The sequence below is a fragment of the Sphingobium sp. KCTC 72723 genome, assembly GCF_014280435.1.
Lineage (GTDB): Bacteria > Pseudomonadota > Alphaproteobacteria > Sphingomonadales > Sphingomonadaceae > Sphingobium.
This window is the reverse complement of the sequence record NZ_CP060388.1, coordinates 2,633,733-2,656,030: the sequence shown is the minus strand read 5'-3', so window position 1 is coordinate 2,656,030 and position 22,298 is coordinate 2,633,733. Positions and strand designations below refer to the sequence as shown.

Sequence of the window (22,298 nt, the reverse complement as noted above, 5' to 3'; positions counted from 1 at the left end):
TCGGCTGCCTTGCTGGCACCATCAATCGGATGGTCACGCCCGGCGAAAATGCCGGTGGCCCTTACGCCCCTGGCGCATCTCGATATCGGAGAGGCGAACGGGCAATTTGTGATCCGTCCCAAACCGGCTGCATCCCCGACCTCGTCTGATCTTCTGCCGATCGGCGCATCGATCAGGATCGATGCACGCCTCCTTCGGGCCCAGGCCCAGCGTTACGGGGAACTGGCCCGATGAGATACGCCCCTGCGCTCACCGCCCTCGCCTCCATTTTCGCGCTTGCCGGTCCCAGCCAGGCCCAGGACGCGACGTCGGAACCCAGCCTTGCCATTGTTGCAAAAGCCGCTGAGAAACAGCTGCGCCAGACCTTCACCAATCTCCAGTTCGAGGATTTTGGGCCATCGCCGGTCGCAGGGCCGATTTATCAGGCAAGTGCGGGTGGTCGGCTTATCTATTATGCTCCGCAAAGCGAGCATATCCTCTTTGCGACCATCTATGATCGCAATGGCCTCAACCTCACTGCGCTGGATCAGGAAAACCGGGCGCGCAAGCAATTATCCGCGATCGATCCGGCGCAGGCGCTGGCGATTGGCCCGAAGACTGCGCCCATAATCATCGAGTTTACCGATCCCGACTGTCCCTATTGCCGCGCGCTCGACCGCTTCTGGGCGACGAAGGCTGCCGACGGGAAGCCGGTGCGCCGCCTCATCTTCTTCGTGTCGGGCATTCACCCGGACGCCGCATCAAAGGCCGAGCATATCCTTTGCTCGCCTGAACCGGCAGCTGCGTTCAAAGCCATATATGATGGCGCGAAACCTGCAAAGCTGGAGACCTGTGCCAAAGGACGCGCCAAGGTCGAGGCTGACGCTGCGCTGGTCCGCAAGATCGGCGTGAGCGGGACCCCCACCCTGATCGCCAGTGGCATGATCATTTCAGGGTTCCAGCAGGCGCAGCTGGAGGCGTTTCTCGATACGCCACAAGGTACGCCACGAGGAAAAACCCCTTCGAAGGCATCGTCCGATGCAAAACGGTGATGCCTCTCATCCTGCCATGGCTCACTTGTCTCCCGCCCATGGGGGAACAGGCGGACCGGAATGCCGGCGGTCGCGCGCTCATGGAGCTGTCCCATGCGACCTTTGGCATGCCAGCGAGATCATTCGCCGGCGAGGCGTAGCTGCGGACGGCTCCCTTTTCGATGGAGACCCAAGATGATGACCCTATCGCGCAACCGCGCGCTTGCCCTTGCCGACCATGGCGCGACTGGCCTTGTGGCGCTGCTCGCCATGACCGGTATCGCCCATGCTTTTTCCGCGCCCGCCGCCGGCGACCTTGGCTACGATATTTACGACATCGTGGTGAACCAGGGCGTCAAGGGACCGCTGGGCTTTGTCGGCGGCGTTGCGGCATTCCTGTTTGGCGTATCGCGCCTGTTTTCCAATATCATGATCGGTATCCCGACCATCGTGGCGGCGGTCTGCCTCATCAAGGCCGACAGCATCCTCCAGTCCTTCGGGATGACCATCTGACCTGATTGGCACGGGTTTCGGGCGTTCGCCCGAACGCCATGCCTTCCGAGCTGGAAAGCCAATGGTGGCTTTTCAGAACGCCCCGCCGAGCGGGTAGCGAAGCCTGAGGAGAAGGGTATCATGGACGAACGTCTACCCCAGTATCTGCATCGGCCTGTCCAGATTCTCTGGTTCGGGTCGGACGAGTTCATACTGGTCCTGTCGACCATCTTCGTCGGACTAATCGTTGGCGGACTGATCGGCTGGTCGCTCGTTGGTGCCCTTCTCCTTTTCATCCCCTGGAAGCGCTCCAAACCCCGCGGTTTCCTGCCGCATCTCGCCTGGCGCTGGGGACTGCTGGCCTTTCCCCATTATCCAGGGCCCACCCAGACCCGCTTCTACGAGTGAGGGAGAAGGCAAATGTCGCTCTTTACCCGCAAGGCCGGTGTTCCGCCCGATCCGCTGATCGGCAAGTCTGCCAGCTTTGGCATTCACCGCTATCTACAGGGTTCCTCGAACCTCTTTGAAGAAAACCGCCTGCTCAAATTTGCGATTGTCGGCTTGTTCGGTATCACCGCGGTATTGGGCGCAGTTGTCTATTCCAGCGACCAGAACCGGCGCACGGTCGTCGTACCCTTCGGCGCCAGCGGCGATCTCTATGTGACCGGTTCCACGCCATCGAGCGGCTATCTGCGCGCGATGACGCGTAACATCGTCACTCTGTCGGGCACCTATTCGGCCTACTCCGCTGATCGCCAGTTCCAGGAACTGCTCTCGATCGTGCACCCTTCCGCCTATGAAAGCATGCGTGACACGCTGAACGGGGTGCTCGACGAACTCTCGACCAATCCGACCCTGTCGATCGCCACCTATATCCGGCCCGATCAGCCCGTCAGCTGGACCGACAACCAGATCATGGTTCCGGTCGAAAAGGTTCGTGTCATCGGCGGCGTCATCCGCAAATTCCGCGGCACGCTGCGCATTGGCTACGCCATCGAAAATGGCCGCTTCTGGCTCACCCGCCTGTCCGAGGAGAAATTCGATGCCGAACTTGGGTAAAGGCTTACGTGCGCCGCTCTCCTGCGCGCTGCTCCCTCGCAAGCCACTCTGCTGCCTTGCTCTTGTCATGGCTATGCCTGCCTTCGGACAGTCGATCACCGCCCTGCCCGATCAGACCAGCACAATCCGCCTCTCCAACCGCGACGTCAATCATCTGGTCTGCGTTGGCGGCGAAATCGAGGATGTCAAATTCTCGGCGGAGAAAGCGATCAGTGTCGAGAAAGGCGGTTCGGACGCCTGGATCAAATTTCTGGTAAAGGAGGTCGACGACGCAGGCGCCGTCACGCGTAGCTTCGTGACAACGGCGTCGGAATTCTTCGTCACCTGCAATGGCGCCATCTATCCGCTCTATGCCGAGCCATCGGATATACCCGCCCAGACCGTCACGCTCGTGCCAGGCAGCGCCCAGCGGGCTCGCGCCAATGATGAGCTGTTGGCGCCGCTGGTCGAGGAAGAGCGTACCGTCTCGATCACGCTGGCCATGCTTCAGGACCGTATCCCGGCGAGCTTCTCCGCCGTTGCGCCGCGTGCCGGTCCTATCCATGTCGCCACCCTGCCTGACGCCCGCATCAACGAAATACGCCGTGTCGCGGTCGAGGGCTCTGGTCTTTCCGCATCGGAATATAGAGTCGAGGTGCCGACAGAGACTCTGCTGGATGAACGGCTGTTCCTCGATTCAGCACTGGGCGCACGGATATTCTCGGTTACCGCCGACAGACTGGATCTTAAGGCTGGTGAAACAGCGCGGGTCATCATCGTGCGTCGGGGAGAGGGGCTGTGAGCGAGAAAGTTCCGCCGCGCAGCCGCAGCCGCGCTGCCCCATTCAAACCGCAGGCCAGCGAAGTCGACAAGCCTTACGAAACAGACGCCTCCCAGATCGCACCCCCCGAACCTGGCCCGTCTATCTCTCGCGGTCCAGCCCTGCTCGACCTCAAGATCCATTGGGCCGCCATGTCAGCGAGCCAGAAGCTGCGGGCCAAACAGGCAGGCCTTGCCGCCACTGTCGCGGTGCTCGGCTATGGCCTATACACCGCTTCTGGCAGTTCATCGGCTGATCAGCCGGTCATCCCTGCTGCCTCCAAGCTTGATATGGGTGCAGGCCTGCGCGGAGACAGCCTCGAAACCAAGCTGCGCGGCGATGTCCGCAAGATCCTCGACGGCCAGACATTGCTTGGCGATCGCATCACCGCGATTGAAGAGGGCAAGGTCATGCCCGGCAGCAAGCCACCGGGCTCTTTGTCGGACGGCGAAGACCTCCCCTCCGCCTTGCCAGGCAGCGCACCCGCTTTTCCAGACCCTCCGGACAATGCCGAACTGAACAGCGCGCTGGGCGATATTCCGCCTCCTGCCCCACCGATCGCACCGCCGGCACCTCCAGCGCCACCGGTGGAAAAGACCGTCGGCGCGATCGGCGCGGCGACCGCCACCCTTTCGGCCGTAGCGGGAAAGGAGGGGACGCCGTCGGCATCGCGAAAAAAGACCCGGACGATTTATTTGCCGCCTGGTTTCATGAAGGCGCGACTGCTCACCGGTATCGACGCGCTGGCGAGCCGCGACGCGACATCCAATCCGGAACCGCTGATCGCCCGCGTCCAGGCCCCCGCGGTCCTGCCCAATGATGTCAAAGCTAATCTGGCCGGCTGCTTCGTCATCGGCAATGCGACGGGCAGCCTCGCTAAGGAACGGGTCGAGGTTCAGCTGGTCTCGCTGTCCTGCGTCGATTTCGACGAACATTCGGTGGTCGACATGCCCGTCAAAGGCTTTTTCGTCGATACCGATGGCAAGAAGGGCCTGTCAGGCAAAGTCGTGACACGCGCCGGCGCTGCGCTGGCGCGAACCTTCATCGCCGGCACCGTCAGCGGCTTTGCCAGTTCGGTCGAGACCAGCTTTGGCGATCTCTCGACCTCGGCGCTCGGATCGGTGCGATCGCTCGATGCGGGCGATGCCGCCAAAAGCGGGCTGGCAGGCGGCCTCTCCAAATCCTCCGATAAGCTCACCGACTTCTATCTCGATCTCGCCCGCCAGGCCGGCCCCATCGTCGAGGTCGGCGCAGCCAAGGATGTGGTGGTCGTCATCCAGGAGGGCGTGACCCTCGAAATCAAACCCACAGCGGGGAGCAAATTCTGATGTCGATCCTTAGCGAAAATAAGAGGACCACGCCGCCACTGCCTTTTGCGTCGGGATACCGCGGACGCAGCATCCTCCTGGCTGGCGCAGTGTTGCTGCTGCCCGCCTGCACAACTGTCGGCTCGCTAATGTCGCCCTATAGCGAAAAGTTCAGCTGCAAGAATAGCGACCATGGCCAATGCATCCACCCGGACAAAGCCTATGCCGACGCGGTCGCCGATGTGCCGTCGCGCTCCGACCCGGCAGTGACCAACGACAAGGCACTGCTGCGTGACAAAGCCTATAGTCCTGCCAACAGCGGTGCGGGCAAGCGCAGAAACAGCGGCCCTGCTCCCTTCTACGGCTATCGCGACAGCGTGTATCGAGAGCTCCAGGGTCTGGTCGACGCGCCAGTTACGCCGATGCTCCGGCCAGGGCGCACGGTCCGCACGTTGATCCTGCCCTATGCCGACCGCGAGCGGCCCGACCGGCTCTACATGCCGCGCTATGTCTATGCCATTCTCGAACGACCCCAATGGGTGGTCGGCGATTATCTCGTCAATCCCGTCCAGCCTGCAGCCCGCGTCCCCATATTAGAACAGATACGCGAGCGGCCTTCAGTTGATCGCGCCAGCCAAGGCGAACCTGCCGCCGTGCCTGCTTTGCCTGTGGAGACACAGCAATGAGCCCGCTTGATGCGCGCCATGGCGGCGGCCTCACCATCTCGGCGTTGCACCGCGCGGTTGCGCGCGACGCCTATTCCGACTTTCTGCCGATGGTCGCCTGGGACGCGCAGGAAGAAGCATTCCTGTGCATCGATGATGGCTGGGGCCACGCCTGGGAACTTGTGCCATCGGCCTATATGTTTGCCCATGTCCATCAGGCGCTGCTGGGTTTGCTCAACGTCCATTTTCCCGATGGCACGGTTCTTCAGCTCCACGGCTTTGCCGATCCGCTGATCGATGACGCGCTTGACGCATTTCTGGACCTGAAGACCCGGCCCGATCCCCTGATCCAGGCCTCAGCGCAGCGCACCGCCGATTATATGCGCGCCGGTACCCAGGGGTTGGACGCGCTGCATGGCATTCCCGTCCGTAATTTTCAGCTATTTCTCTCGATCAAGACGCGGGTGAAACTGGGCTCGGATCTGCGACGGCAGGTCGAAGAGCAGCTGTCCAAGCTTGGCATCCGCAGGTTGCCGCCAGAAGAACTGGTGCGCTTCTATCGCAGGATATTCAACGGTCTCTTCGCGACTGCACCTGGCATATTTGCCGATGGCAGCAATGGTCATCCCGCTCCACCTATCCGCAAGCAGATCATCGATGCCGGACCCGATCTGCTGTTCGACGGGTCGGAGGTCTTTCTGGGGCGCCAGGTCGCGCGCTGCCTGACGCCGCGGGCCCCCGCGCGACGTATCACCGCAGAGCGCGCCAACCGGCTCCTGGGCGGCATGCGCGGAGCTGCCGAAGATAGCGATCAGATTGGTGGTCCCTTCCTCATCACGCTCAACATCCTCTTTGATCATAGCCAGTTTGAAATTCACAAACGCGCCCAGATTTTGTCTGCACAAAAGGCCGCAGGCAGTTTCGCGGTCGAGGTCGGCAAGCAGATCGAGGAAATTGGCTGGGTGCTGGACGAAGCAGGTAATAGTCGCTTCCTCTCGGTCATCCCGATGGTCTGGGTGTTTGGTCGCGACAGCGCCCAGGCGCGCGAAATGGCGGCACGCGCCAAGCGCCTGTGGGAGAGCGAACCGCTTCCCTGGATGATGCAGGAGGAGAGCTATCTCAATCCGGTCCTGCTGCCGATGAGCCTGCCCTTTGGGCTTTATCCGGAGAAACGCATGATGCGCCTGCTGGAACGCGACTTTCGCATGCCGGTCAAAGCCGCGGTGCTCCTGGCCCCGGTGCAGAGTGACTTTCGCGGTGGCGGGCGCCCGGCGCTGCTCTACACGGGGCGCAAGGGCCAGCTTATCACGCTCGACCTGTTCGATCCGCGCATCAACAATTATAATTTCATCGTTTCGGCCGAAAGCGGCGCGGGCAAGAGCTTCCTGCTTAATAATCTGTGCCAGCAATATTATGCCCAAGGCGCGCTCATCCGCATCATCGATATCGGCGGGAGCTATCGCAAACTCTGCACGCTCTGCTCAGGACGCTATATCGACATTGGCGAGGAGCGCCTGGTTCTCAATCCCTTCGACATGGGGTTTGCGCTCGATGGCGACGACCGCCAGTCGGCCATTTCCATGGCGGTCGCCATCGTCGCAGAAATGGCCAATGCCGCTACCCGCAAGGGCGTCTCGACCTCGGAATGGAATCTGCTCAAATCTGCGGTCCAGTGGACGATTGATGAAGGCCATGCCGAGGAAGGCATTGATGCGGTCCGCGCATGGCTTGGCGCCTATCCGCAATTTGCGACTTCCGATCTCGACCGGGTCGATCATCTGGTTCCCGTAGCGCGCGAGCTTGCCTTCAATCTGCGCGATTTTGGCAGCGAAGGCGCGTACGGCCATTTTTTCAACGGGCCGTCCACCTTCGACATCAGCCACGACGAATTTGTCGTGCTGGAGCTCGAACGGCTCAAATCCATGCCGGACCTGTTCAACGTCATCGTGATGGTGGTGGTGAATGCAGTCACGCAGGAGCTCTACCTTTCGGCACGCGACCGGCCCCGCTTTGTCCTGTGCGATGAAGCCGCCCAGTTCATGACGCGGAGCGAAGGCCAGGATCTCTCCCGGCTCGCCGAAGCGTTCGGCCAGGGCTACAGGCGAGCGCGCAAATATCAGGGCAGTTTCGGAGTGGTGCTCCAGTCGCTCAATGACCTGCTGCTCTTTGGTGGCACGGGCCAGGTGATCCTGGAAAATGCCGCCACCCGTTTCCTGCTGCAGGGATCGACCTATGCCCAGGCGGTAGAGAATAAGATACTCGATTATTCCGAGTTCGTGCTCGATCTGTTGAAGTCGGTCCGCAACAACAAGCCCCATTATAGCGAGGTCTTCATCGACTCCCCGCTGGGCCTTGGCGTGGCCCGCCTCGTGGTCGATCCCTTCTCCTACTGGATCAATACGTCAGCCCCCAATGAGGTGGCCGCATTCGACGCATTGATCCGGGCGGGGCGCAGTCCGTTGGAAGCCGTGTGCGAACTGGCAGGCGTCGATCCGGCGCAGATATTGCCTTCCCGATCCGGCGAGGAGATTGTCTGATGCGCCGGACAGCCCCCCATCCAGACCAATTGCCGCTCGGATTTGGCAAGGATGCCGAGATCGAGCGCATGATCGAGGCGCGGGTTGCGATCCGCGCCGAGGCTGAGGCGGTACGCTGGCGGTTCCGGCTGATGATCGTGGAAACCGTGCTTCTCACCACGATGGTGATCGTCACCGGGCTGGTTCTCCACCAGCCCACCGCGATCATTGCGCGCGGCGCGCTTTTGATTGGTGCGACGTGCCTGAGTACGGGCATCCTGCTCATTTTGCTGACCGGCTTAATGGGCAAGCTTTTGTCCAGGACCCGCCAATGGCGGTCACGGCGCAGCGATGCGATCCTCCCATGGCGGCGGCCATGAACGGGATATTCTCGCCCCGGCCCTGCCAGACCGCGATCCGGTTGATGATCGGCGCGCATTTGCTGCTCATCATTGAGGCAGGGCTCCTCGCTTGGTCGACAAGCATCATCGATATGCCGCTCCGGCTTATCTTGGGCGGCACCGCGATGCTTGCCCTGGTCGCTTTTGCAAGCGCTGTTCATGGTGGAAGCGGTGGTGATGGAGAGGTCTGGCGACCCCGGCGCGGCCACGCCACCGCCGCCATGCGGGAGGCAGGGCGATGAAGCGCATAATGTCTGATTCCGCTGGCCGAGCGCGCTGCCGGGCGACGACCATGCTACTTGCAACGGCTGTCCCTGCCGCGGCACTGGCCAATAGCGCTACGATCGGACGGACCTGGCCTATCGCCGAGGCTGATGCACTTGCGGAAATTGAAGCCCGGGCCGCGCGCCAGCCTGCCAATATGGCAGCCAGCTTCGGGCCGCGTTCCGGTTGGTCGGCGATGCAGTCCGCCTCTCTGGCTCAGACGACCCAGGATCGTACGCGCTTCGTCGTGCCCTTCTACACTCTCGATCGGGAGATCCGCCTTCCCGATGGCAGATTACTCTATCCCAAAGGGTTCACCTTCAACCCGCTGACCTATGTGTCGCTGCCCCAAAGACTGGTGATCGTCACCCCGCGCGACCTTCCATGGGCCCTCGATCATGCCGCGCTGACCGATTTCATCCTGCTCGCGTCGGGCAGTGCTGGCGATGCGGACGCGATTAAGCTGGGGGAGCGGCATGGCCGCGCGCTGTTCATCCTGGAGGATCGGGTGAAAGAGCGGCTCGGCATCACCCACGCGCCGGTCATTGTGCGCCAGATGGGGCAGCGCCTTGAACTGCGGGAAGTGCGGGTTGATCCTCGTGCTGGCGCAAAGGCAAGCCGATGATCCGCGCCCGCACCCTTTTGCGTTCGGCCGCGATCGGCATGACGATTGCCCTGATTTCGCCAACGACACCGGCCCTCGCCTCCAAATGCGAGGCAGGCACGATCTTCAATCCCGTAACCAAGGTTCGCTGGAACTGCATCTTCCCGATGACCATCGGCGGCGTCCGGGTCGGCAGTTTTGACAAACTTGACAAAGCACTCGATGCCCAGTCGGCCTCCAAACCTTTATGCGCCTGCCGAAAGGGGGCCAGCTTCTGGTTTGGGGTGAAGGTCAGCTTCTGGTCTCCCAATCGCATGGTCGATGTCGTGACCGAACCAGGCTGCATGATGGCGCTGGGTGCCGATCTCATGCCGACCGGTGGCAAGCTCCAGGGCAGCCAGTCCTCAATCGCCGACGGCACCAATAGTCGCAAGATGTTCGCGCAGATGCACTATTATATCGCGCCGGTCTGGAAGATGCTCAACATGTTCACCGACCTGCCCTGCATCGAAGATGACGGGTTCGACGTCGCGATGATTACCGAGGTCCTGCCAACCTGGCAGTCAGGCACGCTTGGCGCGATCATTCAACCTGAAGGCATCTTGTTCGGCAACCCCGCAGCGGGCCTTGCCTGCATGGCCGACAGCGCCGCGGCGGCAGCGGGCAAGGTCATCGATCCGCTCTTCTGGTGCATGGGAAGCTGGGGCGCGACCTATCCGATCGCAGGCGACATCCATTTCGATGACAGTGTCGAGGCCTGGGCGGGATTAGCCGCACGCGGTACCTTCATGATGGGGCGGCTTGGCGCGCTGACCATCTCGTCGCCTGATGGCTGTTCGTTCAAACCGCAGCCGATCTGGACCAAGAGCCGCTACAAGCTGCAGCTGATGGAGCCGGTCAAGGGCGGCAAATGCGTCAACATCGGGCGTCCCGGCGCGCTCTGGTCGAGCGCCAAACATGCGCCGGGTAAAGACAATGCCCAGTTCATGCTGTTTGAGAAGATCATCTGCTGCGCCGGGATCTCGACCCCATGAGCAGTCTTCTATTTCCCTCCCTCGCACCGGTGCGGGCTTGTTCCGCGCCTGCCCGCCACAGCCGTGGTTGCGGTCCCGCACGGTGCGAGGACGGAGCGATGGCGTCGTGCCCCGACGTTGTCGCTCCACCTATGGTCAGCACGGCCGCAAAACCCCATGCGATAAAAGACAATGCCCCTCTCCGTCCTGTCGTCGCAGCGACCGTGCTGACCACCCACCTTATTTGGGCCTGCTTAAAGGTGTGCCCATGAAGCGGGGCCTGATCCTCGCTGGCGGTTGTGCTCTAGCCTGCCTTACCAGCAATGTTCTGGCACAGACGATGGAGGAGCGGGCACGCACCGCCGCGCAAGCCTCCCGCAACAAGAGCAGCGACAGCGATGCGTTGCAGAACCACTATCTGACCCCAGGCATTGGTGGACAGCCGATCGCCACCATCGACAATAGCCAGCAGTTCACATCCAATCTTGCCTGCCAGAAATCGGCAACGGCGCTGGAAATATTGGCACAGCCTGGACCCGGTGGCGATATCACGACCCTGCGCCTGGCGCGCGACAAGGATCTGGACGGTACGTTTGACGAGACGCTCAATGTGCCCGTGCCGATTTCAGGCATCTGCGCCAACGGCGTCATTGCCTGCAATCAGGCAAGCTGGGACCAGTGTCGCAATTTCCAGTGGACCGTTGGCGGCGCTGGCGAGATCAGGCTGGCCCAGGTCGAGCTCACCGCACTGGCAGGCTGCTATTGCGTCAATAATAGCTGCGGCGACAATCTGGTCTGGGGCAATATGGCTTCGGTCCTGAAGGATCTGGGCGGCGGGGTGGTAGGCGCGCTCACCACCGCCGATCCGCGCATAGGCATCGCCCAGGCACAAATCGACGGCCCGGTCATCCGATATACCGGCGCGCAGATGACCGCCTGCACCGCCAATCCGTCGGTCACCGCCACCGCCTATCGGAGCGATCCTGCCGCGATACAGGGCGACGCCTATAATACAGCAAAAGCCAGCAGCCTGTTTCAGGCGCTTGCCGGTTCCGCGATCGGCAGCGGCAAGGCCCAGGAAATCCGCGTCTGCACGATCACCCGCGACATTGCGGTCAAGTCCTGGGACTATGACGACATTATGGGCGTTGGCGGCTCGATTGCGTCGGTGACCAGTTGCGGCGTGGGATGCCGCCGCTACCAGATCCGGGGACCGGGAAATTGCGGCAATATTCCGCCCATCCATAGCGCCACCTTCGACCCCATCGCGCCTGACCGGATCCTGTCGGCGCGCATCGTCGAAATGGGCGCGGACGACTGGGTGCAGGCGCGGGTCAATGGCCAGATTATCGGTTCTGCCGGTAAGCGACCCTGGCCGGGCGAGGCGCTGCCGTCCGGCGACTGCCGGATCAGCGACGATCCCTGGGTTGAGCATACCACCATCGATGTGACCGCTCAGCTTAAGGCAGGGGCCATGATCGTGGGCGCACGCGTGCGCGGCGGCGGCGAGGGCAATTGGGGCTATGTCACGCTCGAAGTTCAGGTGGATACTGCCTGCGAGATCAGCGAAAGGTTGGTGGACCTGTGCTCAGGCTATGCCGCCGATCCGGCATGCTATCTTGCCAGCGAGACGGTCGATGGCGTCACGACCTTGCGCAACGGCGTCAACACCGGTCTTAAACCCCTGCCCTCAACCAGGCTGTTTGGTACCGGTGCCTGCAGCGTCCAATATATGCGCGACTTTTTCGAGCGCAGCCGACGCTATGCCTGCACGGTCGATTTGGGCAGCGCGACGCAGCCCGATCTCACCCGTGGCGCCTATATCCTCGACCATTCCACCGAGACTCTGCTCGCCGATCGCACGATTGCCGCTGATGGGACGGTCGCCACATCGACCCGGCCCTTCACCATGCCCGACCGGGGATCGGTCGCTACGTGCGAACCCATCTGCAAGACCCGCGCGCCCAAAGCCAATAGCGATGTCGCAGTCGACGGGATCGTGGGCGCCCGACAGAATGATCCGGCCGGGTGGGACATCTATTTTCATAGTTGCACAACTAACAACGCCTGTCCGCTGGGCGAAGGCGAAGAACTGATCTCGGCCTGTGGCTGCCTCGATGATTTTCCCGAGGCCGTCGTCATGATGCAGACGGTTCGTCTGTCTGGTGCCGACCTTGTCTGCAGAGCGGAAGCCCGGTGATGCGCGTCACTCTTCCTGCCGGGCTCGCTATCGCCGCATGGGTGATGACCGCCAGCCTGTTTGCTACTCCGTCCGCGGCGACTGCCCAACAGCTTTGCGCGGCCGACCGCAATGGCAATGGCGATGCCGCTGATCCGGGTGAAACCGCAATATGCGACGAAGCGACGGGTAGTGGCGCGCTATGCCCCATTCAGCAGGCAAGCTGTGTCGAGGATGCCGGCGGCACCTATAGCTGTCCGCTGGGAAACCAATATGCCTGCCGCACGCCGGTCAATGGCGGAACGCCCGCCTGTTCGCCCCATGCCTGCACGCCCGTTGTCGGCGGAGCGGTGGTGGTTGAGGAGCCGCTGGTCGATGATCCTGGCGCGTCAAATGACGGTGTTGTCGATGCCCACGGCAATTGCATGGGTACGATCGAGATATTTTCGGGCCGTGCTGTGCGCTGCCGTCCCGCCGGCCTCAACACCAGCTTTTCCAATTGCTGCAAAGATCAGGGTAAGATCGTCAAGGACGGCATGGGATCGTCCCTCTCTTCGATCGGCACCAAGATCGCCGTCGCCAAAGGCGTCTGGACCGGCATGAAAGCGGCCTATACCGCGTTCAAGGCAGGGGCGTCAGCCAGTCAGGCGGCCAGCGCCGGGGCCAATGCAATCATCATCGGCATTGATCCCACCTCGATCGCGATCAGCCTTGCCATCAATGTCATGATGGATTTCCTGCTCTCGGGCTGTGACCAACAGGATATGGAAGTGGGCATGCTAAGGGGCTCAGGCATGTGCCATGAGGTCGGCACCTATTGCGCCTCCAGCATCCTTGGCGTCTGCGTGCAGAAGGCCAAAGGGCATTGCTGCTTCAACAGCAAGCTTGGCCGGATCATTCAGGAACAGGGCCGACCTCAGCTTAAAAGCTTTAATGCGCTGGGCTGGGGAACCGCAAAACAACCCTATTGCCGGGGCTTTACCCCCCAGGAATTTCAGGCGCTCGATTTCTCGCGGATGGATCTGTCGGACTATTATGCCGACATCGAGGCGCGCGCACAGAGCGATATTCAGATCGATATGGAGGACAGGATCGATGCGTATCTGCAGACGGTCAATCCCTGAACGCGCCTGGAGCGCGGCGGGACTGATGCTGATCGCTATGCCCGCTATCGGGCAGGATTTACCATCCACGCCAAACGCGCGCGACCAGGCGCAAGCGCAAGGCGCTGTTGCCATGGACCGGCTGAAGGAGAGTATCGCCAGACGCAAGCCCGATACCACCGCCGGGCCGACACAACTTCCCGCACTTCCCGATGAACAGCGGCGGCGGGCATTTGAGGGGTTACGAAAACATGGCGCATCGCCGGTCATGGATGCACGGGCGCGCGCGGCTCTCGACAAAGGCAAGACAGGCTTAGCTGCCGAACGCGAAATTGCCGCAAAACGCCTGGCACAGGCCTTGGGCCTCGAAGCGCCGGACATGCAGGCGGTAGGAGCTGTCATAGCGCCGCCCGCACAATCAGGCAGGACTGCGCTGCTTTTTGCCTCATCCTCCATGCCTGTTGCGATATTACGTTCCTATGCTGCCCAGCTTGAGCGCGTCGGCGGTGTGATCGCCTTTCGCGGCATGCCCGGCGGACTGTCGCAGGTCGCGCCGATGGCAAAGCTGAGCGCGCAGATATTACGGATCGACCCGGGCTGCCAAGGCCCGGCCTGCGCGATGCGCAATGTGCAGATCATCGTCGATCCGTTGGTGTTCCGCCAGCACGGGATCGTACGCGTACCCGCGCTGGGTCTGATCCCTGCCGATCCGACCCAGCCCTATTGTGAACGCGAGGAGAGCAGCCCGCAAAGCCAGCACATCATCTATGGCGATGCGGCACTGTCGGGATTGCTGGAAGAATATGCCCGTCTGGGCGGAGCCAGGGAGGTCGCCGATGTTCAGGCTCGCCTGGAACACCGCTAGAGGTATCGCGCCACGGCTGCGCGCGCTGCCAAAGGAGGCCGCGCTAGCGCTGGGAGCGGCGCGATCTGATGAACCGGGCCGCCCCCTCCAGCTGGTCAAAGCTTGCGCGATCATTCTCCCGATTGCGGCCGTCACCGCATGGGGGCTCCCGCACCTAACGCTCATCATGTCGCCTTCGATCGACGCCTGGGTGGTGCGCAAAGCGCCGGGGCCTATCCACCGCGGCGATCTGGTTTCGTTCAAACTCGTCCATCCGCTGGCCGGACCCGCGCCGGTCGATGTCACCAAATATGCACTCTGTTTTCCCGGTGACCGGATAGAGATCGTCGAGACGTCTTCAATAACGCCGGGCGCATGGGATGGCCGCTATTATTGCAATGGACATCTGCTCGGCATCAGCAAGGCGGTGGGGCATGATGGCCAGCGGCTTAGCCACTGGACACCGGACGCGCAGCGCATCGCTGCAGGGCATATCTATGTCGGTTCAGCCCATGCGAGCGGGTTCGACAGCCGTTATTATGGTCCGGTAGCCATCTCGCGCCTTATCCGAATGGAGAAGCTGCTATGATGCGCCCTGTCACGGCCGCCTTGTGGGCCGCTCTTTTGCTGCCCCAACCTGTATATGCACAGCTCTCCCGCGGTACATCGACGCCTGTAACAGCAACGCCATCCGTCCCGGCCATGAAGCAGGGCTATTGGTGGTATGCGCCAGCGCTAAAAGCAAGCGACGACAAGGCCGAACCCGACGTCTTGAATAAGCCCGTCATCCCGCCGATGACAGAACTGGCGCGCTGGACCCCGCCCAAAATACGCAAGCTGATCGAGGAACAGCGCGACTATGCCGCGACCGTGCTGAGCGTTGAAGCCGTGTCCGATTTCTGGCGCTTGCAAGATTTTGCCCGGCGCAAGGCGCGCGCCTTCGCCGGCGTCACCCAGATCGCCATGCTCCAGCATCCTGAACTGAACGCCAAATCCGCCAATCCGATGGTGAGCGATGCGCGCGACCAGATGTTGGCGCAAAAGGATGCTGTGCGCCGCGCCTATCTGCGCGCGCAGGCCCGGGACTTTGCCCTCGTCATGTTCTCGCGCGCCAGTTGTGGCTATTGCCGGGTGCAATGGCCTGTGGTCCAGCGGTTCCAGGACGAGATGGGCTGGCAGGTCACGCTCCAGGATCTCGACCGGCGGCCAGAGATTACCCAGCGCTATGGGGTCGAGGTAACGCCGACCACCATGGTCATCCGGCGCGGCAGCGCGCAGCGCATGGTGATCGCCACCGGGGTCGAAGCCTATCCCAATCTCATCCAGACCGCCTATCAGGCTGTGCGCCTGCTGTCGGGCGATATTCGGCCAGAGCAGTTTCTCACCGGTGCCGGTGAAGAAGACGGCTTTTTCGATGCGCTTGCCAATGGGCCAGTTTCAACGAGCAGCGTCGAGGGACAAGTTTCGGCGACCGGTGGGATGCTTGAGCCATGAAGTGGCAGCGCTTCCTGTTTGTCCTGGCGGCGATCATCGCGCCATGGACATTGGCGCAAGCCCGTTCGCCTTCGCGCGACGACGCCATGCGCGCCGCCATCCATCCAGTTGCTACCAGCGCTGCCATGCAGTCATGGCTGGCACGCGTGCCGGTGACGCGGGATTTCCCCGCCGATTTTGCAGCAACGCTGGGACAACAAGCCCCACTTTACATCATCGAGATGACCACCACCCCAGCCTGTCTCCCCTGCGACGATCTCTGGGCCAAGCTTGGCCGCTTCTCACGCACCTATCGTTGGCAGGTCCGTACCATCAGCGATCAGGAAGCCCTGCTGCGATCGGGTCGCCTTGGGCTTCCATGGGTCGGCCACCCGGTCGCCTGGGTCCGACCGCTCAGCGACCCCAATCGCATCATCCCGATAGCGATCGGCACCGACCAGCCGCAAAATCTCGCGCGCAACGCCTATCTCGCCGCCAAAATGCTGACCGGCGTTCGCCCGGCCGTGGGCCTGCGCGCCATGGCGAAATTTACTGGAATCGTAGGCGCTCCACCCGCGCAGTCGGGGTCATCGCGTTGAGTGGCCCCAACCATATTTATCTCAATCTCGCAAAGGCGTCCCGCTGGCGGGCGGACGCCTCCTTGTCTGCTCACTCTCAAGGAAGCCCGCCATGCGTTCATTTTCCCAACGCCTTTCACTGACGGTCTGCGCGCTTCTCGCCACCTGCGGCGCGACCACTCCTGCCTATGCCCAGGGCTGGGCGGAAAGCTGGTTCGACAATGTGACCTACACCGCGCCTGGCTCCTTTGAGGACCAGACGCGCGGCTATGTGACCGCTGGCGGCATGTCCGGGCGCGTCGATGTCCATGACGATTATCTTATGTCGCTGACCCTGCCCAAGGTGAAGGCAGGCTGTGGCGGCATCGACATGTTTCTGGGCGGCATGTCCTTCCTTGACCCCGACTATCTGGTGCAGAAGCTGGAAAGCATTCTCCAGGCCGCGCCCGCCGTCGCTTTCCAATATCTGCTCGAAACGCTCGACGAAAAAATGGGAAATATCATCTCGAAGATGGAGGCTGCGACCAATTTCCTCAATTCCATCCAGGTCAATGACTGCCGCCTCGCCAATCGCATGGTCCAGATCGCCAAAGGCGATGAGAATATGTCGGGCATCATCGAGGAAATGACTGGCTATAAATCGGTGAAACAGGGCTTTGCCAAAAGCTATCAGCAAAGCCGCGAGAAGATCCAGGCAAACCAGAATAATCCAACCGAGGATTTGAAGGACGCTCTGGCCAATTGTCCGGCCGAGGTGACCGACATCTTCCGCACCGGTTCGCTGCTGTCGCATGCCGCAACCCGCGTGGGTGCAGGCGACTGGGCAGGCGTCATGCGCGCGCGGGTCGGCGACGTCTATATGCGCTGGGACGCGACCGACAAGGTGCCGATCTTCTCCGCCATCCCGGCCTGCCCGCATCAGGACAGCGAGAGTTCGCAGGATTTTCTGGCCGGCAAAGTCCAGAGCCGGGCGCTCGCCATACCGCCCACCGCCACAGACTGCGCCGCAGACGGCGGCAAGGGTGCGCTCGAACTGGCGCAGGCGCGCATGAACTCGATCGCCACGAAAATCCGCACACGCGCCGCCCTGTCCGCCGAGGAACGACAATTTGTCGCCAATGTGCGCACCTTGCCGGTCTATCGCCTGCTCGAATGGGGGGTGCGCCAGGGCGTGTCCGACAGTGTCATTGCCGACACGGACGAACTTGTTGCGCTGACGCTTGCCTATCAGATGCTCAACGATCTCACCCGCTCGATCGACTTCGCGGTGTCGAATGCGGAGCGGGGGGCGAACGTTGCAGGCGCAGCCGATGGCGCGAATGCCAATATCTGTCAGACCCGCATCCTAACCAAGGGCATGGAGCAGCTGCGCGACCTGCGCGACGAAGTGCTGCGCCAGCGCGCGCAGATGCGGCAAAGCTATATGGCAGCGCTCGCCCAGGCCAATCTCTCGGCCAATTATGCGAGCCTGCTCCGCACCCGCGATCGCGACGCGCGCGAGGCGACCGGCACCGTTTCCGGCACTAATCGCTGAACATCCCAGAAAGGCTCCACCGATGCGTCGCCTTGTTCGCGCCCTGTCCGCGCTCCCCCTTCTACTTGGCTCCACGCAGGCCTTTGCGCTGGAATCGAGTTTCCATACCTATGATGGCTTTGCCGAAACGGTCGATGCGTTCCGCCTGGTCTCGATGATCTTTGGCGACCCACGCTATGAAACGCTGGTCCTGATCTGCGCGGTCGTAGGATTAGCGCTGGGCGTCGTGCTGGCCTCCATTCGTGGCCAGGGTATGGGCCTTGTCGGGTTCGGCTTCCAGATGCTGATGGGTGTTGGCCTCTTTGTCGGGCTGATCGCCACGACCGGTACCGTCCATGTCTATGACCGGGTGCGCAATGCCTATCAGGCGGTCGGCGACGTGCCCAACCTGATCGTCCTGGTCGCAGGCGTCACCAACTTGATGGAACGGGCGCTCGCGGAAACCATCGATGACAATAGTCTTGATCCCAATGCCAAGCTGGAATTTGGCGCAGGCGGTCATTCCTTCGACCTGTTCTTGAACGCAGTGTCACCGCGCGGGCCGATGACCGACAGCTTTCTCGATGCCACGATCAAGGATTATGTCCGGCAATGCTATCCGGTGGCTCGCATATCGCCTGCCTACGGCGTGGATGACGACCAGTTGTTCCGCGGCACGACCGACCTTCCCGCTGCCTTCGCCGCCATGGCGGGACCAGCGACGTTCAGCACAGTGTTCACCTCGGCCGACAAGGGCGGCACGACCATGTCCTGCCAGGAGGCATGGGATCATATTCAGTCGCGTCTCAATGACTCGACGCTGTTTGAGGAGTATTCCCGCCAAGTGTGCCAGAGCACAGGCTATGATGTGGCAGACGCCAGTCAGCTCGCGCGCTGTCGCACCCGTCTTGGACAAATGGGCGAGGTGATGATGGGGACGCCGCTCACGCTCCAGGCGTTCATGAGTGACATATTGCTGGGCAACAGCGTGGGCGAGGTGCTGTACGAGGATAGTCCAGCGACTGCCGCGCGGATCATGGCGAACCGGGCAGTCGTTTCAAGCGGGCTTTCGACCATGTCGGTCGCCAATCAATGGATGCCAACCATTCGCGCGACGGTCTTTGGCATCATGCTGTTCATGATGCCGATTGCGCTGCTGTTCATCCTTACCCCCATCAATCTTCGGGTAGCCAGTTTTGCGCTCGGACTGTTCGTATTCGTCGCCATGTGGGGCGTGATCGATGCGGGCATTTATCAGCTCACCCTGGGGCGGGCGATGGGGGTGCTTGCCGAAATGCGGTCCAACCATGTAGCCGTCAATGCCTGGATGCTCGCCCCCTCTTCGGCGATGAAGGCGCTGGCGATATTCGGGACGTTTCGCACGGCTGCCGCTGGCCTTGCAGGCGCATTCGTGTTCACGGTGTTCCGCTTTTCGGGCAATGTCTTCTCTTCCTTCACCGGTGGCGCGTTGCAGGCACAGGGCCAGGGTAGCGCGGCGGCCGCACCCCTTATGACGCGGGAAGGGTTTGCCTCGGCGCTGGAATCGCAGGCATCGGCTAGCGGGACGATGGCCCGGCGCGGTGCAGCATCGAGCTTCGGGGACTTTGGTGAGCGCTCAACCTTTGGCGGCAACCGCGCCTTTGGTTCAGCGGGCAGCGTGATCGGCGATCATGGCAGTGGGCTCGCTGGAAACAGCGCGATGGCGCTGGGCGGCATTGATGCGGCGCGAGAGTTGGGCGGGCTGTCGCCAGCGCTTGGCGGGCGCAACCTTGCCGATCCCGCGACGGCACAAGCGGTTCGCGCCAGCGCCACGACCGGCGCTATTCATGACTTTGCCCAGAAGGATGCGTTGCGGGCGCTTGGCACCAGCTATTTTGGCGAAGGGCAATCGGGCGAGCGGGCGTTTGCGGCGTTTGCCCAGAATATGGTGCAGTGGAAGGCCTTCGGCGACAATCGCGCCTATGACATGATGTTGTCTGGCACCCAGCGCCATTTTGAGCGCAACGGCTATGATACGAAGGACGCAGCGCTCAAGGCTTCGACCCTGATCGGGCAGGCTGCTGCTGATCCGACTTTCGCCAAGCTCAGCGCCAATGCTTTCGATCAGGAGCAGATGTTGCGCAATGACCTGACCGCAGCGCAGGTGACGGTCGGCGCGATGGAAGGTCGCCGTGACTATGCCGGGGACCATGTCACCCAGGTGGAGCGTGGCAATGTGGCAACCGAGCAGGGCTGGCGGACGGGCAGCAATGCGGGGCAAAGAGAAGCAGCCTCCATGCTCGGCCTGTCGATCGACGAAACAGGGCGGCGTGTATCCTTCATCAACGCGCTGACTGGAGAAGCACGCTCGAGTGCCATCACTCAGCTTTCGCGTGCGACCGGGCGCAATGAGGCGCAGGTTATGCATGCACTGGAAAGCTATAATGCCGCAGCCCAGGTGGGAACAGCCGATGGTGCGACTGCGGAGGCTGCGCGTGAAGGCACGAGCGTCTATGGACGGACGCGGGAAGCGGCGGGCTATGATTTTGCCGAGCGGTCGGGAAAGCTCGACTCGCAGCGCGAAGTTGGCCCGGACGGAACGCGCTCGGCCGCGCGCATTGGCGAACAGCGGCGGCAGAGCGAGAATTTTGGGTTTGCGCAAGGAGCGGCAGCGGCAGGGACTTCGGTGCGCGAGGCCGCGCGGCTCGACAGCTTCATCCAGGCGCTCAGCCGTACCGCCGGGAACCAGGTCGACATGGCCGAGGGCGGCGCGGCGGGCATCGCCGATCGGGCGCGCAACGAACGGCTTGGCCGCATCGTCGAGAATGAGAGGCTGACCCGGATGCAAGGATTGCTGCGCGACAATGGTGTCAACCTTACCAAAAGGCAGATTGCAATGGACCAGAATGGCGACCTCAACCTCAATCTTACGCCGCAGACCGCTGCGCAGATGTGGCAGGCGGGCCTTATCAACGAAAGCCAGCTCGGCGCGATTGCAAAGGGTGGGCGGGCGCGGCTGAGTTTTGCCCACAACGACCTATTGGTATCGAGCAGCACCGGATTCAGCCAGTCGGCGCGCTCGGACAGCAGTACTCGGTTTGAGGCAGGCAAACAGGCTGGGCCAGATACGGTCGAGCACTTCCTGGGCGGCGGGGCGGAAGGCCATGCCATGATGGCTAACTGGCTGCGCGGCGGATTCGAGATGGATCGCAAGGGCGAATGGCGATTGAAACCGCAGGTTGCCGATACGCTTCAGCGTGATGTCCAGGCAATCATGACGCAGACGGGATGGACGCGGTCGCTCTCGCGCAGTGCGAGCCACCAGGTATCGAATAGCTCGTCCGTCAACATCAATACAGGTGGTTCGGTCGAGAGCGGAGGAGAGCGCTCTGGTGGCAAGGGTCGGACACATGGCCGCGCCGGAGGACAGGTTGGCTTTGAGACAAGTGATGTCGGCATGGGGGTGACAGACGCACGTGCCAGCACCGACATCGTCAACTACGACGTGCGTAACGCCATTGCAGAGGCAGAGCGCTCGGCGTCGCGCTCGACACAACCCGCTGAAACATTCACGCGCGAACTCGATCGGCAAGTTCTGGGAGAGAATGGGCTACGCAATCGCTATCTTGGTCAGGCCGATGCCAGTCGGGGAACTGTTGATATGATGGCGCCACTCACGTCTTTTGAACAACATCGTATTTTGGAGAGCGGCCGTTTCAGTGGTGATCGTGATACAGGGCTCGGTGACGGAACATCTGAATACAAAAAACGCTAACGCAGTCCACGCACATGTTCGTTGCGCCAAGCTTCACTGCCGGGATTGCCGGGGTGCCAATAATAGCGAGAGTCTGCGGGATTAGTGGGATCCATTCTTCGGAACATATCTCCATCTGCGCCAAAAGGATCAATAGAGCCTCGGGCATTTATCCAGCCAGCCTCAATAAGAAAATGATAGCGTATCCACGCGCGGAAAAAACCAAAACCCATCACTGGCACGATCAAGAATGGATGGAAAAGCAGGATGATGGGGGTAATATGGTCTGCATTGAGAGAGAGATAGGGCGCGAAAAACGCAATCAGCCAGAATATTGCAGCTGCTGTCCACCATGACTTGGCATACCATGGCCGCCAGAGCCAATGTGCCGCTTTTGGCTTTGCCAGATCGGGGGTCTGCGGCGGCTCACGTGGAATGGGTTTGTCATCCGTTCCGCTCATGCAATGCTCCTTCTCGTCGATACTATCACGCCCGGGGTTCCGCAGATAAAAAATCACTCCCAAAATGAGAGCATTCAACCTCCCCCTCTCCTCCCCTTGGAATCGCTGAAAGGTTGGTCGGAAAGTACCCTTTCTTTAATCTTCGCAAAGCGCATGAGAGCAACAAGACAAAAAAAACGGCCAATTCCAGGACCCGCCTTCTCTGCCTTTCAAGCCGAACACGGCCCCCGCTCGCGAGCTTGCGCGAATTCCCGCGAAATTGCGCATAACCGCGATTAGTTGCG

The 22,298-nt window shown here is 61.6% G+C and carries 21 protein-coding genes; 20 read left to right on the top strand and 1 reads right to left on the bottom strand.

The annotated features are described in order from the left end of the window. Positions 1–230: 230 nt before the first annotated feature. From SPBM01_RS13120 to SPBM01_RS13025, 20 genes are all read left to right on the top strand, one after another. Positions 231–1,031, top strand: coding sequence for a DsbC family protein (locus SPBM01_RS13120; protein ID WP_188062227.1), 801 nt, complete (start codon positions 231–233; stop codon positions 1,029–1,031). A 174-nt stretch (positions 1,032–1,205) separates the two neighbouring features. Then, the gene (locus tag SPBM01_RS13115; RefSeq protein WP_188062226.1) at positions 1,206–1,523 is read left to right on the top strand and encodes a hypothetical protein; all 318 of its coding nucleotides are present in this window, start codon (positions 1,206–1,208) and stop codon (positions 1,521–1,523) included. A gap of 120 nt (positions 1,524–1,643) precedes the next feature. Further along, positions 1,644–1,910: a type IV conjugative transfer system protein TraL gene (locus SPBM01_RS13110; protein ID WP_188062225.1), complete on the top strand. Its 267-nt coding sequence runs from the start codon at positions 1,644–1,646 to the stop codon at positions 1,908–1,910. A 12-nt stretch (positions 1,911–1,922) separates the two neighbouring features. After that, on the top strand, positions 1,923–2,561 hold the full coding sequence (locus SPBM01_RS13105; protein ID WP_188062224.1) for a TraE/TraK family type IV conjugative transfer system protein: 639 nt from the start codon (positions 1,923–1,925) through the stop codon (positions 2,559–2,561). Beyond that, positions 2,545–3,342, top strand: coding sequence for a type-F conjugative transfer system secretin TraK (locus tag SPBM01_RS13100; RefSeq protein WP_188062223.1), 798 nt, complete (start codon positions 2,545–2,547; stop codon positions 3,340–3,342). Before SPBM01_RS13105 ends, SPBM01_RS13100 begins: the two co-directional genes overlap by 17 nt. A gap of 95 nt (positions 3,343–3,437) precedes the next feature. After that, a complete protein-coding gene (locus tag SPBM01_RS13095; RefSeq protein ID WP_410483058.1) occupies positions 3,438–4,688 on the top strand; it encodes a TraB/VirB10 family protein in 1,251 nt (416 codons plus the stop codon). After that, positions 4,688–5,353, top strand: a complete 666-nt coding sequence (locus tag SPBM01_RS13090) for a TraV family lipoprotein (protein WP_188062221.1) — start codon at positions 4,688–4,690, stop codon at positions 5,351–5,353. Before SPBM01_RS13095 ends, SPBM01_RS13090 begins: the two co-directional genes overlap by 1 nt. Continuing rightward, the gene (locus tag SPBM01_RS13085; RefSeq protein WP_188062220.1) at positions 5,350–7,869 is read left to right on the top strand and encodes a TraC family protein; all 2,520 of its coding nucleotides are present in this window, start codon (positions 5,350–5,352) and stop codon (positions 7,867–7,869) included. Before SPBM01_RS13090 ends, SPBM01_RS13085 begins: the two co-directional genes overlap by 4 nt. After that, a complete protein-coding gene (locus SPBM01_RS13080; protein WP_188062219.1) occupies positions 7,869–8,228 on the top strand; it encodes a hypothetical protein in 360 nt (119 codons plus the stop codon). Before SPBM01_RS13085 ends, SPBM01_RS13080 begins: the two co-directional genes overlap by 1 nt. Further along, the gene (locus tag SPBM01_RS13075) at positions 8,225–8,491 is read left to right on the top strand and encodes a hypothetical protein (RefSeq protein WP_223177693.1); all 267 of its coding nucleotides are present in this window, start codon (positions 8,225–8,227) and stop codon (positions 8,489–8,491) included. Before SPBM01_RS13080 ends, SPBM01_RS13075 begins: the two co-directional genes overlap by 4 nt. Before the next feature lie 50 nt (positions 8,492–8,541). Then, positions 8,542–9,138, top strand: coding sequence for a conjugal transfer protein TraW (locus SPBM01_RS13070; protein ID WP_188065714.1), 597 nt, complete (start codon positions 8,542–8,544; stop codon positions 9,136–9,138). After that, positions 9,135–10,151 (top strand): TraU family protein, encoded by a 1,017-nt coding sequence (locus tag SPBM01_RS13065; protein WP_188062217.1) that lies wholly within the window; start codon positions 9,135–9,137, stop codon positions 10,149–10,151. The genes SPBM01_RS13070 and SPBM01_RS13065 overlap by 4 nt, the downstream gene beginning before the upstream one ends. A gap of 247 nt (positions 10,152–10,398) precedes the next feature. Then, the gene (locus tag SPBM01_RS13060) at positions 10,399–12,330 is read left to right on the top strand and encodes a hypothetical protein (RefSeq protein WP_188062216.1); all 1,932 of its coding nucleotides are present in this window, start codon (positions 10,399–10,401) and stop codon (positions 12,328–12,330) included. After that, positions 12,330–13,433: a conjugal transfer protein TraN gene (traN, locus tag SPBM01_RS13055; protein ID WP_188062215.1), complete on the top strand. Its 1,104-nt coding sequence runs from the start codon at positions 12,330–12,332 to the stop codon at positions 13,431–13,433. The genes SPBM01_RS13060 and traN overlap by 1 nt, the downstream gene beginning before the upstream one ends. A 112-nt stretch (positions 13,434–13,545) precedes the next feature. Beyond that, on the top strand, positions 13,546–14,277 hold the full coding sequence (locus SPBM01_RS13050) for a type-F conjugative transfer system pilin assembly protein TrbC (protein ID WP_262504158.1): 732 nt from the start codon (positions 13,546–13,548) through the stop codon (positions 14,275–14,277). Continuing rightward, positions 14,249–14,845 carry a S26 family signal peptidase gene (locus SPBM01_RS13045; protein ID WP_188062213.1) on the top strand — a complete coding sequence of 199 codons (597 nt, stop codon included), beginning with the start codon at positions 14,249–14,251 and terminating at the stop codon, positions 14,843–14,845. Before SPBM01_RS13050 ends, SPBM01_RS13045 begins: the two co-directional genes overlap by 29 nt. 113 nt (positions 14,846–14,958) lie before the next feature. Further along, complete coding sequence (locus tag SPBM01_RS13040; protein WP_370569406.1) at positions 14,959–15,750, top strand: conjugal transfer protein TraF; 792 nt, start codon at positions 14,959–14,961, stop codon at positions 15,748–15,750. Further along, positions 15,747–16,328: a hypothetical protein gene (locus tag SPBM01_RS13035; protein ID WP_188062212.1), complete on the top strand. Its 582-nt coding sequence runs from the start codon at positions 15,747–15,749 to the stop codon at positions 16,326–16,328. The genes SPBM01_RS13040 and SPBM01_RS13035 overlap by 4 nt, the downstream gene beginning before the upstream one ends. A gap of 91 nt (positions 16,329–16,419) precedes the next feature. Then, positions 16,420–17,841 carry a conjugal transfer protein TraH gene (locus SPBM01_RS13030; protein WP_119748346.1) on the top strand — a complete coding sequence of 474 codons (1,422 nt, stop codon included), beginning with the start codon at positions 16,420–16,422 and terminating at the stop codon, positions 17,839–17,841. Between the two features lie 22 nt (positions 17,842–17,863). Continuing rightward, positions 17,864–21,574 (top strand): conjugal transfer protein TraG N-terminal domain-containing protein, encoded by a 3,711-nt coding sequence (locus SPBM01_RS13025; protein ID WP_188062211.1) that lies wholly within the window; start codon positions 17,864–17,866, stop codon positions 21,572–21,574. Here SPBM01_RS13025 and SPBM01_RS13020 read toward each other — a convergent pair. Continuing rightward, entirely contained in the window at positions 21,571–22,014 is a 444-nt protein-coding gene (locus tag SPBM01_RS13020; RefSeq protein ID WP_188062210.1) for a hypothetical protein, read from the bottom strand. The genes SPBM01_RS13025 and SPBM01_RS13020 overlap by 4 nt on opposite strands. Positions 22,015–22,298 lie beyond the last annotated feature (284 nt).